The organism is Chryseobacterium sp. KACC 21268 (genome assembly GCA_028736075.1).
GTDB lineage: Bacteria > Bacteroidota > Bacteroidia > Flavobacteriales > Weeksellaceae > Epilithonimonas.
In genome coordinates this window covers 1,712,273-1,727,195 of sequence record CP117875.1, presented here as the reverse complement: position 1 = coordinate 1,727,195, position 14,923 = coordinate 1,712,273, and the positions used below count along the sequence as shown (strand labels likewise).

The window sequence follows — 14,923 nt, the reverse complement described above, 5'->3', positions numbered from 1 at the left end:
AATTTGGTATTAGATTTTTAGGTTTTAGAGATTAGAAGTTAGACTAATTTCTCACATCTAACCTCTAACTTCTTTTATTGATTTATTTCCCAATCAGAAAAACTGTGGGAATCTTATGCAATTCCGGTTTGTTTTTTTTCCAATCGTTGATGGTTCTTGTTTTGATGAATTCATTTTCCGGATCGTTGATATTGGAGGCGATGCAGAGTTTTGTATTTGGATTTAGGAACTTCGTCAAATCTTCGAAAAGTGGATTGTTGCGGTAAGGCGTCTCCATAAAGATCTGCGTGAATCCCGTTTTCTCCACCAGACTTTCCAACTGTTGAATCTCCTTTTTCTTCTTATCTTTCTCGATTGCCAAATAACCGTTGAATGAAAATTGCTGACCATTAAATCCGCTAGCGATCAAAGCCAGAACGAAAGAACTTGGTCCGTTGACAGGAATGACCTTTACGTTGTTCTTATGCGACCAACCAACGATAATATTTCCCGGATCTCCAATGCAGGGCAAACCAGCTTCTGACAACAATCCGAAATCTACGCCTTCTTTCATCAGTTTTTGCGCTTCTTTCAGATCCGCCGTTTCGGAATATTTGTCAAGGAGAAATAATTTGAGTTCTGGTTGTTTTTTCTCCGGAGCGAAAAACTTAATGACTTTTCTTGCCGTTTTTTCATTTTCCACAAAATAATGGTCGACATTCATAATGATGTCTTTGATCGTTGGGGCGAAATAATCGATTGGAGAATTTTCTGAAAGGTAAGCTGGTAAAAGGTAAAGCATATTTTTTGTTGTAAAAAGTATAATGTAAAATGTATTTACGATATTTCTTATTCCGTAGAAATCTTAAGGGTTTAGATTGACTTGGTCGAACCACTTCATTTGGTTTCCTATGGAATGACAAAATTACATTTTAATGTTGACACTTGATCTATGTTGGATCTGCAGCCCGACTTGAACGGAGCTCATTTTTTGGTGCTGGTAAAAGCTTTGGCAAAAAATAGCGGGAGTGGAAGGCGGATAAAGCTGCCCAAAAATTTGTCACTACAAATCTAATTCAAAACTTCTTTTAATCGATCTTTGTCCAAACGATTTTCCCAATTGGAAACGACAACGGTAGCAACGGCATTTCCAATGACATTGGTCAATGCGCGACATTCGGACATAAATTTGTCGATGCCGAGAATCAAGGTCATCCCCGCAATTGGAACTTCGGGAACTACCGCCAAAGTGGCTGCCAATGTGATAAATCCCGCGCCGGAAACGCCTGCCGCACCTTTGGAACTCAACATCGCGACCAAAAGCAAACCGAGCTGATGCTCCAAACTCAGATCGATGTTGCAAGCCTGAGCGATGAAAAGCGCCGCCAAAGTCATATAAATGTTGGTACCGTCGAGGTTGAAGGAATAGCCCGTCGGAACTACGAGACCGACAACGCCTTTTTCGCAACCAGCATTTTCGAGTTTTTTCATCAATCCTGGAAGTGCTGGCTCAGAGGAACTTGTGCCGAGAACGAGTAGAATTTCGTCTTTCAGATATCTTAGGAATTTGAAAATATTGAAACCGTTGTACCAAGCGACACTTCCTAAAACCAAAATTACGAACAAAGCGGAAGTAGCGTAGAATGTGCCGACGAGCATCGCTAGATTTTTCAAAGATTCCAAACCATATTTGCCAATCGTGAAAGCCATTGCGCCGAAAGCACCAATAGGCGCGAGTTTCATCAGAATTTCAACAATTTTGAAAATCGGGATTGTCAAGGTTTGAAGGAAATCGTAAATGGGATAACTTTTCTCGGAAGTGATAGCCAGTGCGACTCCGAATAAAATCGCGACCAACAAAACCTGCAAAATATTATCGCCCGTCAAAGGACTGAACAAGGTTTCGGGAATGATGTTGAAGATGAAATTCACCATCGAGTTGTGGTGCGCAGCTTTGACATATTGATCGATCTCTGCACTGTTCAAAGTACTTGGATCGATGTTGAGACCTTTTCCTGGTTGAACGACATTACTGACAATCAAACCGATGATCAACGCTAACGTGGAAAATGTAAAAAAGTAGATGAAAGCCTTTCCCGCAACTCGTCCGACTTTCTTGAGGTCGCTCATTCCGGCAATTCCTGTGGAAACGGTGAGGAAGATCACGGGCGCGATGATCATCTTTACCAACTTGATGAAGCCGTCGCCCAAAGGTTTCATTTTCTCGCCTACATCTGGATAAAAATAACCGAGCGAAACGCCGAAAATAATGGCTATCAAAACCTGAATATAGAGATGCTGATAGAATTTTTTTGGCTTCAGCGGTTTTTGTTCAATGTCAAAATTCATAAGAAAATGTTGTCTTACAAATTTAGAATTGTTTGCGAGTTATATGCTATTGTTCTTGATTTTTTCGGCAATTATTTCGCAAGATTCGTCGAGCATTTTGTAAACTTTATCAAAACCGTCGATTCCGCCGAAATAGGGATCTGGAACTTCGAGTTCATTATCCAAGATCAATCTGACCTTGTGTTTCTGAGAATCGTCTGCGAGTTTCAGAACGTCTTTGTAATTGTTTTTGTCCATACAGAATATCAAATCGAATTTATCAAAATCTGATTTTGTGATCGGTCTGGATTTTTGGGTAGAGATATCGATCCCGTTTTTGGTTGCGGTTTTTATAGAGCGTTCGTCTGGCTGGCTTCCTTCGTGGTAATTAATCGTTCCAGCGCTGTCTACAAAATAATCGTCTCCTAATTTATGTTTCAAAATCCCTTCTGCCAAAGGACTTCTGCAAATGTTTCCGAGGCAAACCATTAAAATCTTCATAATAATAAAACTGTAAAATGTGTATTTTAAAAAGTAAAATGACTTTAAATTTAAAAATAAAAAAAGGATTTAAAAAAATTTAAATCCTTGTATTTGTTATTGAGCGATCTTTTCTTTCAGATCCTTGATGTATTTTTTCAACTCTTTGTCGATCTTCGAAACGTCTCGAATGGTGTCGCAAGCGTACATCACTGTTGAGTGGTCTTTTCCACCCATTTCCTCACCAATTTTCGTGAAAGTTGCATTGGTATATTCTTTTGCGAAATACATAGCCAATTGTCTTGGTAACGCGATTTCTCTTTTTCTAGTTTTAGACAATAGCTGCTCTCTTTGAATCCCGAAATAATCACAAACAATCTCTTGGATGTAAGGAATATTGATGGTTTTCTTCTGAGTCGTCGCTAACTTATTGATGGTGTCTTTTAATAGGTCAAGACTGAAATCAGATTTATAAACTGTTGAGTAAGCGATAACGGCATTTACAACGCCGATCAGTTCTCTTACACCATTTGTCTTAACTTCCGATGCTAGATAATCCAGCATATCGTCTGTCAATTCGATTCCGTCGCGACTTAATTTATCAACGATAATCTTTCTTCTCGTATCGAAATTTGGTGATTTGATCTCTGCAGAAAGTCCCCATTTGAAACGGGAAATAATACGCTCCTGAGTATCAAGAATATCAGCAGGTGCCTTATCAGAAGTTAGAATGATCTGTTTTCCGTTTTGATGCAAATAATCAAAAATATGGAAGAAACTGTCTTGTGTCGCCGCTTTACCAGACAAGAACTGAATATCATCGATGATCAAAACATCGATCATCTGATAATAATGTTGAAAATCTGTCTTGTTCTGGGACTTCGCCGCTTTCACAAAATCCTGAATGAATTTTTCTGAAGATTGATACAAAACCACTTTCTCCGGATAAGTCGATTTCACTTCCAAACCAATCGCTTGGGCCAAATGCGTTTTCCCAACACCATAACCTCCGTAAACAAACAATGGATTGAAGGCCGTAGAACCAGGTCTTTTCGCAATCGATCTCGCAACGGTTGAAGCAAACTTGTTACTTTCTCCCTCGATGAAATTATCAAAAGATTGGTCGGCTTTCAGGTTAGAATCAATGTTGATCTTTTTGATGCCTGGCACCGCAAAAGCATTGACGTTATTTTCTCTAAGAACTGGTCTCGCTTCTTGGATCTTAGGTTGTTGTGTAGAAATCCCTTTTACGTTCATCGTAATTGGTTTTTCCTTCCCAGATGGTTTGTTTTCCATCACAGAATACCACAATTTCACCCCTTTACCGATATTTTTTTTAAGCGCAGCAGACAGTAAAGACAAGTAATTGTCCTCGATATATTCTTTGTAAAAATCACTAGGAACAAGCAACGTAAGATTATTGTTCACCAAAGAAATTGGCTGAACTTTATCAAATAACAAGTCGAAAGAGTTTTCTAACTTTTTGAGGTCTGTGTTGTCCTCCGCTGCGTTTAGATTGTCCCTCATAAATTGGAGACACCTATCCCAGATTAATACTAAATTTTCATTCATTTTTCTGCTGCTATTTCCGGTAAGATTTTAGTTTTTTAAGAAGACAACAAATATCTAATTATTAATTTTCATAAAAAAATTTTTTCTCTATTGATTATTAAAAAATATATTTGTATGAATTATTAAGCGCTACAAATGATACACACAACCACCTCAATACGAGTACGTTACGGAGAAACAGACCCTATGAAATACGTCTATTATGGCAACTATGCAGAATATTTTGAGGTCGCCAGAGTAGAACTTTTTCGCAGCCTTGGAATGTCTTATGACGAAATAGAAAAAAGGGGAATTTTTTTGCCAGTTTCGGAATACAAAATTAAGTATTTGAAACCAGCACTTTATGACCAACTTTTGGAAATCAGGACTTACATCAGAAAAATTCCGGGAATTAGAATTGAGTTCGATTATGAAATTTATAATGAAGAAAATGTAAAAATTACAGAAGCTTCCACCACTCTATTTTTCCTCGATTCTGAAACCAAAAAGATTGTCAAATGTCCAGATTACTTGATGGAATTAATCGAGAAAAAATGGAATCCAAATCTTTAAAATTAAATTAATAAAAAACACGAATGAACGCATCCAATCGCTACAAAGTTTCCCACTTCATTATGTGGAGTCGCGAGAAAATCATCAAAATGCTCATCATCAGCACAATTCCAACATTGCTATTTTATTTTTTAGGGTGGAAATGGCTGGCAATTCCGTGGGTTCCAATTGCACTTTTGGGAACTGCGACCGCTTTTATTTCCGGATTCAGGAATACACAGACCTATGGCAGGCTTTGGGAAGCGAGGCAGATCTACGGTTCCATCATCAACAACAGTCGGAGTTTTGGAATAATGATCAAAGATTTCATCAGACAAAATAATTCTGATGAGGAAAAACGCTTGCACAAAGAATTGTTCTATCGTCATTTTGCTTGGTTGACTGCTTTGAGGTTTCAATTGCGAGAGGTGAAAGCTTGGGAAAACGTGAAAACGCGACCTTACAACAGACGTTATCTTCAATATTATAAAGTTCCGGAATGGGAATGTGAACTTGGCGAAGAATTGAAAAATTACATTGATCAAAACGAGATCAATTTCCTTCTCGAAAAGAAAAACCGGGCAACGCAAATCATCACCTTGCAATCCGAAACCTTGAGGAAACTTCACGAGTCTGGTTCTGTTAATGATTTTAATTATACGGCGTTGGAAAATCAGCTAAAAGATTTTTATGATCAACAAGGCAGATGCGAAAGAATCAAGAACTTTCCCTATCCAAGACAGTTTTCCACAATCAATACCTACTTCACCAATCTTTTCTGCATCCTCTTACCTTTGGGTTTTCTGAATGAATTTGCAAAATTGGAAAACAATTACATTTGGCTGACGATTCCCTTTAGTATGTTGTTGGGTTGGGTCTTTTTAGTTTTGGAACAGATCGGTGAAAGTTGCGAAAACCCGTTTGAAGGCGGTGCTAATGATGTTCCAATCTCACAAATAAGCCGAATGATAGAAATCGATATGCGCGATATGTTGAATGAAACAAACCTTCCACAAGCAATCCAGCCATCCAATGGAATATTGATGTGATAATTTTAATAAGATAAAAAGCCGAGTTTCATCATTTTTACATAACTTGGGATAAATCTTTTTTTCATGAAAATCTTCTATTATTTATTAATTGCAGTCTGCTTGGTTTCCTGTATCAGAAGTGATATGGACCTCAAAACCCTGCAAAGCATCATCAGCAAAAACAGCTTTACCAACAAGCTCAATGTGAACGATGAAATGAAATATTACAGACCAGACGGCGTTGAAGACATTCAGTTCGAAAATTTCTTGTCAGAAAATGATGTATTGACAATTGATCAGGGTGATTTTAACCAAGATGGCGAGGAAGATTATATTGCTAATGTTATTAATAATTTTAACAGAACCAATGTCGCTCCATCTCAGTTTTTCCCAATTATCATTACTTTGAAAAGCGGTAAATATGTCATTTATAAACTAGATAAATTCTACGAAGCAAAATCAGTTGGTAAAAAACTCACGATTGATGACAAAGACAATATTCTTTTCTATTACAGAGATATCGAAGACAACATGAAAATCAAACAGGACACTTTCAGATTCGTAAATAACACACTTGAACATTATAGCAAACCTTAGAATTCAAATGAAATTAAAAACAATTTTTACGTTCGCAATCTTACTTTTCATCGGTCAGATTTCGGCGCAACAAAAAACCTATTGCAATCCCATCAACATCGATTATGGCTACACGCCTTTCGAGGTTTTTTCCAGACAAGGGAAACACCGCGCAACGGCCGACCCAGTGATTGTCAATTTTCAGAAAAAACTTTTCTTATTTTCGACCAATCAGGAAGGTTATTGGCATTCTGATGATATGCTGAATTGGAAATTTGTCCACAGAAAATTCCTTCTCGATAATAAGTACACCCACGATTTGAACGCTCCAGCAGTTTGGGCGATGAAAGATACATTGTATGTTTTCGGTTCCACTTGGGAACAGGATTTCCCGATTTGGAAAAGTACCAATCCAACCAAAGACGATTGGAAAATCGCTGTCGATACTTTGAAAGTTGGTGCTTGGGACCCAGCTTTTCATTATGATGAGGACAAAAACAAATTGTATTTATACTGGGGTTCCAGCAACGAATGGCCACTTCTAGGAACCGAAATCAAAACCAAAACAATGCAATCCGAAGGTTTCGTAAAACCGATTTTAAGATTGAAACCAGAAGACCACGGCTGGGAAAGATTTGGCGAATATAATGACAATGTTTTCCTACAACCCTTTGTAGAAGGTGCCTGGATGACGAAATACAAAGACAAATATTATATGCAATACGGTGCGCCAGCCACAGAATTCAGTGGTTATTCTGACGGCGTTTACGTTTCTAAAAACCCATTGGAAGGTTTTGAATATCAGCAACATAATCCATTCTCCTACAAACCAGGCGGATTTGCGAGAGGCGCTGGCCACGGAGCAACTTTCGAAGATAATTTTGGGAATTGGTGGCACGTTTCCACGATTTTCATTTCGACCAAAAACAATTTTGAAAGACGATTGGGAATCTGGCCAACTGGCTTCGACAAAGATGATGTGATGTACACCAACACCGCTTACGGCGATTATCCGACTTTGCTTCCGCAATATGCGCAAGGCAAAGATTTTACGAAAGGATTGTTCCCAGGTTGGATGCTTTTGAATTACAATAAACCAGTTCAGGTTTCCTCAACTTTGGGTGGTTATCAGGCGAATCTTGCGGTGGATGAAGACATTAAAACTTATTGGAGCGCCAAAACTGGAAATTCTGGAGAATGGTTTCAAACGGATTTGGGCGAAGTTTCCACAATCAACGCCATCCAAGTGAATTATGCGGACCAGGATGCTGAGTTTATGGGAAAAACGCTTGGCAAAATGCACCAATACAAAATCTATGGTTCCAATGACGGCAAAAAATGGACAGTGATTGTCGATAAATCCAAAAACCAAACCGACGTTCCGCACGATTACATCGAACTTGAAAAACCCGCAAAAGCAAGATTCCTAAAAATGGAAAACCTGAAAATGCCAACAGGAAAATTTGCATTGAGCGGATTCCGAGTTTTTGGAAAAGGTGCCGGTGCAAAACCTGCGAAAGTTCAAAACTTCGTTCCATTGCGCGCAGACCCGAAAAAATATGGCGAGAGAAGAAGCATCTGGTTCAAATGGCAACAGAATTCTGACGCCGACGGCTACGTCATCTATTGGGGAAAATCGCCGGACAAATTGTACGGAAGCATAATGGTTTACGGTAAAAACGAATACTTTTTCACTGGAGCCGACAGAACAGATTCTTATTATTTCCAAATTGAAGCTTTCAATGCCAACGGAATCTCTGAGAGAACAGAGGTTGTAAAATCGGAATAAATTTTTAACTTTTTTAATCAAAAATTCAAGCTTTCGGAGTCATTCTTCGAAAGCTTTTTTATTTTTATTAATATGATTTCGAAATATTAAATTTTCATTAATTCAATGATTTTTAATTTTAGGTTAATATTCAATAATAAACCGATATTTTTAAAGAAAAAAACTCAACATTATTCGATTAATAGAAATAATTTTATAAATTTATAACTCATTAAAGAGAATTAAAAAAAAGAATGGAGTTTTTTCTGAAGTCAGAAGACAATGATGACCGAGCGATTTTCATTACCGGAAATTTTAACAAATGGAATCCGCGCGATTCCAAATTTGAATTGGAAAAATTGGATGATAGCAACTATTACATCCATATTCCCGATGAACAACTGAGTGATGAGATAGAATTTAAATTTACAAAAGGCGGTTGGGAAAATGTAGAAATCGACAAATATGACAGCATTACGCCCAACAGAAAAGCAAGAAAAGAGGACAAAAAAGTCCAGGTCAATATAGAAAAATGGCGACTGAACTGGGGACCTTTCAAGAAGGAATTTTTCCCGACGGTGGAATTGGTAGATGAGGCTTTTTACATTCCTCAGCTCGATAAGACCAGGAAAGTTTGGGCGCTTTTGCCTTACGATTATCACAAATCTGAGAAAACTTATCCTGTGCTTTACCTTCAGGATGCGCAGAATTTGTTTAATGAAGGCTCGGCTTATGGCAATTGGGAAATTGATAAAAAGTTGGCGCTTCTGGCAGAATATGGACGAGGCGAACTCATCGTCATTGCTGTTGAACACGGGAACGACGATAGAATTAAGGAATATATTTTTGACAACGATGCCGTGACAAAAGATGCGGAAGGCAAAAAATATCTGAGGTTCATCACCGACACGTTGAAACCTTGGATTGACAAAAATTACAGGACCAAAAAAGACCGTGAAAATACGGGAATCGGTGGAAGTTCTTTGGGTGGTTTGATTAGTATTTATGGTGGATTTCTCTATCCGGAAGTCTATTCCAAACTGTTGATTTTTTCGCCGTCGCTTTGGGTAGAACCAGAGAATGATTTTCCGATGATTAGCTTCAGCAATCCTTATAAAATCAAGGTTTATCTGTATGGCGGAAGACAGGAAGGTTCCAGAATGGTCGGCAGAATCAGACTTTTCGAGAAATCTTTGAAAAGATTGAATGCTCAGAAATTGTTTGATTTTGAAGTAAAAACCAATATCAACGAGCAAGGAACACATCAGGAATTCTATTGGTCCCAGGAATTCCCAAGAGCTGTAGAATGGCTTTTCATCGACAGTTTGGAAAGTCCGGTGAAGGCAAAAGATGAATTGGAAAATGACATCAAAAACTAAAAGTCCCATCGGGACGACCCATATTTAGCATAGGAATTTATTCCTATGAAACCAGTAAAGCAATTATGATTAAAATCTACAATAAAAAAGAAGCAACCACACAAAATATATTCCTGTTCAGCGAAGACGATTGGGAGCAGGAAAAATCAAATTATCCGAATACGGAACATTTCTTCAACGGAAAAAAAAGCGAGGTTTTCATTAAAACTGATTCCAACGAAATCAATTTTTTCATTGGAATCGGGAAAGATTCAAAAGGTTTTGAAATCCAGGCTGTAGCGAAAAAATTTGCGAACGATTATAAAAAAAATCTACAGGCTGTTCCGACTTCGGTTCATTCAAAACTAGGATTTGATTTGATTGAAGAGTTCGTAAAAGGTCTATTCTTGGGAACTTACCTCTACCCTTTTGAAAAGTCGCATCCATTTTGGCAGGAGAATTTTAAGCTTCATTTTGAAAATATTTCCGAAGATGAAGCGAAGAATTTGTCCATAAAAACCGAAGCCCTTTGCAACGGGCAATTTGCTGGAATGGAGTGGCTGAACAAACCTGCGAACCATAAAAAGGTGGACCAAATCTCAGAATTTCTGAAATCGACCGCAGAAAAATATGGTTTGAATTACAAATCATTGAACCGAGAAGAATCCATCCAAGAAGGTTTGGGCGCGTTTGTCGCGGTCAATCAGGGAAGTTCGCAGGAAGCCTCTTTCACGATTTTGGAATATAAATCTGAAAATGAGAACGCCAAAACCATCGGTTTGGTTGGAAAATGCGTCTTGTTCGACACGGGCGGAATTTCCATCAAAGGCTCTGCCAATCTGCATTATATGAAAAGTGATATGGGCGGAGCAAGTGCTGTGATTGGTGCTTTGATTACAGCTTCGGAACTCAAACTTCCGGTGAATATCATTGCAATCCTGCCAATTACGGACAATGCAGTTTCGGAAAAATCGTATTTGCCAAGTGACGTGATTACGGCTTACAATGGAAAAACAATTGAAGTTTTGGACACCGATGCGGAAGGCAGAATGACGCTTGCAGACGGACTTTCGTACTTGTCAAAGAATTATAAAACCGATGTTCTGATTGATTTGGCAACCTTGACAGGAAGTTCCGTTCGAATGTTCGGTTACACTTGTGGCGCCTACTTTTCCAACAATGCCGATTTGAAAAAATCATTGGAAAAGTCGGCAGATAAAACCAATCAGCGACTTTGGAATTTGCCACTTTGGGATGTCTGGAAAGATGATTTCACTTCGGATGTTGCAGATTTTAAGAACATCTCGATGAAGCCTTTTGGGGATTGCATTGTTGCTGCAAAATTTTTGGAACAATTTATAGAAGGCCATCAGAATTGGGCGCATCTCGATATTGCTGGCGTCGCTTTTGGAAATGTTGGTTATGCGAAAGATAAGGCGGCGACAGGTTATGGCGTGCAGTTGCTTTTGGATTTTATTGAGAATTATAATTAGTCATTAGAGCAAACACAACATTAATCATTAATGAAAATAATAGCAAGTTTCATATTTATTTTGATAATGTCTCAAACGGCTTTTGGACAATTTGCAATTATTTCTGATAAAGATGGTTTTGTAAACGTAAGAAGCACGGCTGAAATTGGGAACAACATTTGTGATAAACTCGAAAATGGCTTTGTAGTCTATTCTTTTGAACCTAATGGTAACTGGATAAATGTTGATTATAAAAAGAAAGGAAAAGAATTAAACGGATACATTTATAAAGATAGAATCAAATTCATCACTGATTTCACAGCGGTAGTTCATAAATAAAATTATGGTGGAGTTATAGAATTGGGAGATGAAAATGTGAAAATTGAAATCAGTGGAACCTACTTTGTAAGAGAAAAACATAAGTTGACTTTCTACAAGAATACAAATCAATTAGACAAAATTGATGATTTGCCAATTTTTGGAACAGATGGAAATATTCCTAAAAAAGAGTATAAATCAATTAAAATTGAAATTAATAATAGAAAAATAACATTACCGAATGTTGCTTTGAAAAATTTGTATGAGCCAAACCTACTCCTTGCTGGAGCAAATTATGATGAAAAAAATGACATTTTATACATCTACTCGTCAAACAGTGATGGAGCGGGAAGTTATGAAGTCATCTGGGTCATAGAAAAGAAAAAATACAAAGAAAGAATTGAAGCTTACGGCTTTTAAAAAACTAATAAGAAATCAGACTTCGGACATCCGACTTCTGACTTCCGACAAAAATAAACGAATATGGAAAAAACAATTGTCTGCATCTCCTGTTATTACAAAGGTTACGACTTTATGGACGAGTGCAAAAAGCTTGGAAACAAAGTCATTCTCATCACATCAGAAAACCTGAAAGAAAAAAACTGGCCTTGGCACGCGATAGACGAGGTTTATTATATGCCGGAAATCGAAGCTTCGGTTTGGAATCTGGACCATCTGGTGCAAGGTTTTGCATATTTGATGAAAAATCATCAGATAGATGCGGTGATTGCCTTGGACGATTTTGATGTGGAAAAAGCGGCGATGATTCGTGAAACCTACCGTATTCCGGGAATGGGACAAACGACGCACCGTTATTTCCGAGACAAGCTGGCAATGCGCCAACAGGCAAAGGACAACGGGATTTCCGTACCCGAATTTTCATCGATTTTCAATGATGCAAAATTGCATAAGTTCACACAGGATGTTCCCGGACCTTGGGTTTTGAAACCACGTTCCGAAGCTTCTGCCAGTGGCATTATCAAAATAAATTCTGCCGAAGAACTTTGGCCAGCGGTAGAAAATCTGGGCGACGAACGTTTCAAATTTTTACTGGAGGCGTTCAAACCTGGCGATGTCTACCACGTGGATTGTTTGATTTACAACAAAGAAATCGTGTTTTCCTGCTTCTCAAAATACCTTTCTCCACCAATGAAAGTGTCTCACGAAGGTGGTGTTTTCCGAACCAAAACTTTGGATAAAAAATCTGAAGAAGCGATTGGTTTAGAAAAAATCAACAAAGAGGTTTTGGATAAATTCGGGATTCAAAATGGGGCAACACACAGCGAATATATCCGAGGAATTGATGGTCAATACTACTTTCTGGAAACTTCATCCAGAGTGGGTGGCGCGCACATTCCCGATATGGTGGAAGCGGCAACTGGCGTCAACATCTGGAGAGAATGGGCAAAATTGGAAAATGCATTATTGGACGGCGAAAAATACACGGTTGAAGAAACTCAGAAATTATATTCCGGATTGATTGTTTCGCTTGCCAAAGAAAAACACTCGAACACGGATGACTTGAATAATGAGCACGTGGAAAAATTCTTACCAATCGACTATCACATCGGAATTGTTTACAAGGCCAAAACAGCTGATATCATTGAAGAAAGATTGGACGAAGCAGCCTTAATCGTCACCGAGCAAATTTTGAATATTCTGCCTCCCAAAGACTAACCAACGAACTAAATTAAAGGTTCAAGGTTCAATATTTAATCATTCATCAATTATCATTCATCATTTATAAATAAGGTATGCCTCAAATTACACATACAGATTATTACTCACATATTCTCGGGATGAGCCTCCAGGTGGAAGTTACCGGACATTTTGGAACTCCGGTGATTATGTTTCCGACTTCGCAGGGTTCTTACACTCAGAATGCGGATTTCCATCTCAATGGAAGCATCTCGCACTTCACCAACAATGGAATTTTGAAATTGTTCAATATCCAAACCATCGACAAATTCAGTTTTTACGACAAAGGGATTTCACCCTACGAAAGAATCCGAAATTACGAAATGTACGTTCAGTTTTTGGTTCAGGAGTTCATTCCGTACATTCAGAGAACGCATAATACGCATCGTGTAGTGGTGGCTGGCGCAAGTTTCGGTGGTTATCACGCCGCCAATTTCGCATTCAGGTTTCCTGATTTGGTTTCTCATCTTTTCTGTCTGTCTGGCGCATTTTCTATCAGAAGTTTTATGGATGGTTATGACGACCAACTTATCTATTTCAATTGTCCAGACGAATTTATCAAGAATGATGAAGCTTGGAAGTACAAACATATGCACATCGTCCTCAGCACTTCCGACCGTGATATTTGCTTGGAACCAACGAGAAAGATGGCGGGAATCCTGACCTCAAAAGGCATCAACCATTGGTACGACGAGCAAAAATGGATAGACCACGATTGGGTGCTTTGGCGAATGGTCTTCCCTAAATTTATTGGAAGATTTTTCGGATAAGTCTAAGCTTAATTCAAATTTAAAATAATAACAAATCAAAATAACTTCAGACTTTCAACTTTGGATTTCTGACAATCAAAAAACAAAAATTATGGCAAAAAAAATTGGAATTTTATTCGGAATGGAAGACACTTTTCCGTGGGCATTCATCGATAAGGTTAATGAATTGGGCAAAGGCGAATACATTGCGGAACCAGTTCAAATCGACAAATTGGAACAAGGCGCAGATTATGGTTACGCTGTGATTATCGACAGAATTTCGCAAGATGTTCCGTTCTACAGAGCTTATCTGAAAAATGCGGCAGTGAGCGGAACTTACGTCATTAACAACCCATTTTGGTGGAGCGCAGATGAGAAATTCTTCAACAATGCCTTGATGCTGAAAATCGGAATTCCATTGCCAAAAACGGTGTTGCTTCCGTCTTATGAAAGACCGACAAACACTACAGAAACTTCATTCAGAAATCTGAAATTCCCACACGATTGGGAATATATTTTCGATTATGTAGGATTTCCGGCCTATATGAAACCGCACGATGGTGGCGGCTGGAGAAATGTTTACCGAGTTGAAAGTCCGGAAGATATGTGGGCAAAACACGCTGAGACAGAGCAATTGGTAATGATGGTGCAGGAAGAAATCGTTTTTGAAGATTACTACCGTGTTTATTGTTTAGGCAGAAAGTACGTTCACATTATGCCTTACGAGCCGAGAAATCCACACCATTTGAGATATGCAACTACACATCAAACTGAAGGCGCGGCAAGAGAAAAATTGCTTAAAACCATCACAGATTACACTTTGAAAATGAATGAAGCTTTAGGCTACGATTTCAACACCGTGGAATTTGCTGTGAGAGATGGCATTCCTTACGCGATTGACTTCTGTAATCCAGCGCCAGATGCGGATAGAAACTCCGTTGGTGAAGAAAACTTCGCTTGGATTGTAGAACATTCTGCAAAATTGGCGATTGAAAAAGCAAAAGATTACAAACCAGGAAAAGTGAATATCAACTGGGGAAAATTTGTGACCAATAAACTTTAA

The 14,923-nt window shown here is 38.4% G+C and carries 15 protein-coding genes; 11 read left to right on the top strand and 4 right to left on the bottom strand.

Features of this window, described 5'->3' with window-relative positions; translation table 11 throughout:
* Positions 1–82: 82 nt before the first annotated feature.
* The 4 genes from PQ459_08130 to dnaA all read right to left on the bottom strand — a co-directional run bounded on the left by PQ459_08130 (position 83) and on the right by dnaA (position 4,359).
* Positions 83–781: an SAM-dependent methyltransferase gene (locus PQ459_08130; GenBank protein ID WDF48433.1), complete on the bottom strand. Its 699-nt coding sequence runs from the start codon at positions 779–781 to the stop codon at positions 83–85.
* A gap of 269 nt (positions 782–1,050) precedes the next feature.
* Positions 1,051–2,328: a dicarboxylate/amino acid:cation symporter gene (locus PQ459_08125; protein ID WDF48432.1), complete on the bottom strand. Its 1,278-nt coding sequence runs from the start codon at positions 2,326–2,328 to the stop codon at positions 1,051–1,053.
* A gap of 39 nt (positions 2,329–2,367) precedes the next feature.
* On the bottom strand, positions 2,368–2,808 hold the full coding sequence (locus PQ459_08120; GenBank protein ID WDF48431.1) for a low molecular weight phosphotyrosine protein phosphatase: 441 nt from the start codon (positions 2,806–2,808) through the stop codon (positions 2,368–2,370).
* Positions 2,809–2,904: 96 nt separating this feature from the next.
* Positions 2,905–4,359, bottom strand: coding sequence for a chromosomal replication initiator protein DnaA (dnaA, locus tag PQ459_08115; GenBank protein WDF48430.1), 1,455 nt, complete (start codon positions 4,357–4,359; stop codon positions 2,905–2,907).
* A gap of 135 nt (positions 4,360–4,494) precedes the next feature.
* On the opposite strand from dnaA, the gene PQ459_08110 reads away from it, so the two are divergent.
* The 11 genes from PQ459_08110 to PQ459_08060 all read left to right on the top strand — a co-directional run bounded on the left by PQ459_08110 (position 4,495) and on the right by PQ459_08060 (position 14,923).
* Complete coding sequence (locus PQ459_08110) at positions 4,495–4,911, top strand: thioesterase family protein (GenBank protein WDF48429.1); 417 nt, start codon at positions 4,495–4,497, stop codon at positions 4,909–4,911.
* Between the two features lie 23 nt (positions 4,912–4,934).
* Entirely contained in the window at positions 4,935–5,939 is a 1,005-nt protein-coding gene (locus tag PQ459_08105) for a bestrophin family ion channel (protein ID WDF48428.1), read from the top strand.
* Between the two features lie 66 nt (positions 5,940–6,005).
* Positions 6,006–6,518 carry a hypothetical protein gene (locus tag PQ459_08100; protein WDF48427.1) on the top strand — a complete coding sequence of 171 codons (513 nt, stop codon included), beginning with the start codon at positions 6,006–6,008 and terminating at the stop codon, positions 6,516–6,518.
* Positions 6,519–6,525: 7 nt separating this feature from the next.
* Positions 6,526–8,286, top strand: a complete 1,761-nt coding sequence (locus tag PQ459_08095) for a discoidin domain-containing protein (protein ID WDF48426.1) — start codon at positions 6,526–6,528, stop codon at positions 8,284–8,286.
* A gap of 233 nt (positions 8,287–8,519) precedes the next feature.
* Positions 8,520–9,644 carry an alpha/beta hydrolase-fold protein gene (locus PQ459_08090; GenBank protein ID WDF48425.1) on the top strand — a complete coding sequence of 375 codons (1,125 nt, stop codon included), beginning with the start codon at positions 8,520–8,522 and terminating at the stop codon, positions 9,642–9,644.
* 65 nt (positions 9,645–9,709) lie between these two features.
* Positions 9,710–11,116, top strand: a complete 1,407-nt coding sequence (locus PQ459_08085) for a leucyl aminopeptidase family protein (protein WDF48424.1) — start codon at positions 9,710–9,712, stop codon at positions 11,114–11,116.
* Positions 11,117–11,146: 30 nt separating this feature from the next.
* Positions 11,147–11,434 carry a hypothetical protein gene (locus tag PQ459_08080; GenBank protein ID WDF48423.1) on the top strand — a complete coding sequence of 96 codons (288 nt, stop codon included), beginning with the start codon at positions 11,147–11,149 and terminating at the stop codon, positions 11,432–11,434.
* 36 nt (positions 11,435–11,470) lie between these two features.
* On the top strand, positions 11,471–11,833 hold the full coding sequence (locus PQ459_08075; GenBank protein ID WDF48422.1) for a hypothetical protein: 363 nt from the start codon (positions 11,471–11,473) through the stop codon (positions 11,831–11,833).
* A 63-nt stretch (positions 11,834–11,896) separates the two neighbouring features.
* The gene (locus PQ459_08070) at positions 11,897–13,090 is read left to right on the top strand and encodes an ATP-grasp domain-containing protein (protein ID WDF48421.1); all 1,194 of its coding nucleotides are present in this window, start codon (positions 11,897–11,899) and stop codon (positions 13,088–13,090) included.
* Positions 13,091–13,167: 77 nt separating this feature from the next.
* Entirely contained in the window at positions 13,168–13,881 is a 714-nt protein-coding gene (locus PQ459_08065) for an alpha/beta hydrolase-fold protein (GenBank protein ID WDF48420.1), read from the top strand.
* Positions 13,882–13,972: 91 nt separating this feature from the next.
* A complete protein-coding gene (locus PQ459_08060; GenBank protein WDF48419.1) occupies positions 13,973–14,923 on the top strand; it encodes a hypothetical protein in 951 nt (316 codons plus the stop codon).

Excerpts from the sequence above, each read along its gene's own strand:
- PQ459_08095 (WDF48426.1), top strand. The coding sequence starts at position 6,526 with ATGAAATTAAAAACAATTTTTACGTTCGCAATCTTACTTTTCATCGGT.
- PQ459_08060 (WDF48419.1), top strand. The coding sequence starts at position 13,973 with ATGGCAAAAAAAATTGGAATTTTATTCGGAATGGAAGACACTTTTCCG.
- PQ459_08100 (WDF48427.1), top strand. The coding sequence starts at position 6,006 with ATGAAAATCTTCTATTATTTATTAATTGCAGTCTGCTTGGTTTCCTGT.
- PQ459_08070 (WDF48421.1), top strand. The coding sequence starts at position 11,897 with ATGGAAAAAACAATTGTCTGCATCTCCTGTTATTACAAAGGTTACGAC.
- PQ459_08090 (WDF48425.1), top strand. The coding sequence starts at position 8,520 with ATGGAGTTTTTTCTGAAGTCAGAAGACAATGATGACCGAGCGATTTTC.
- PQ459_08120 (WDF48431.1), bottom strand. The coding sequence starts at position 2,808 with ATGAAGATTTTAATGGTTTGCCTCGGAAACATTTGCAGAAGTCCTTTG.
- PQ459_08080 (WDF48423.1), top strand. The coding sequence starts at position 11,147 with ATGAAAATAATAGCAAGTTTCATATTTATTTTGATAATGTCTCAAACG.
- PQ459_08125 (WDF48432.1), bottom strand. The coding sequence starts at position 2,328 with ATGAATTTTGACATTGAACAAAAACCGCTGAAGCCAAAAAAATTCTAT.
- PQ459_08110 (WDF48429.1), top strand. The coding sequence starts at position 4,495 with ATGATACACACAACCACCTCAATACGAGTACGTTACGGAGAAACAGAC.
- PQ459_08130 (WDF48433.1), bottom strand. The coding sequence starts at position 781 with ATGCTTTACCTTTTACCAGCTTACCTTTCAGAAAATTCTCCAATCGAT.
- PQ459_08105 (WDF48428.1), top strand. The coding sequence starts at position 4,935 with ATGAACGCATCCAATCGCTACAAAGTTTCCCACTTCATTATGTGGAGT.
- dnaA (WDF48430.1), bottom strand. The coding sequence starts at position 4,359 with ATGAATGAAAATTTAGTATTAATCTGGGATAGGTGTCTCCAATTTATG.
- PQ459_08085 (WDF48424.1), top strand. The coding sequence starts at position 9,710 with ATGATTAAAATCTACAATAAAAAAGAAGCAACCACACAAAATATATTC.
- PQ459_08065 (WDF48420.1), top strand. The coding sequence starts at position 13,168 with ATGCCTCAAATTACACATACAGATTATTACTCACATATTCTCGGGATG.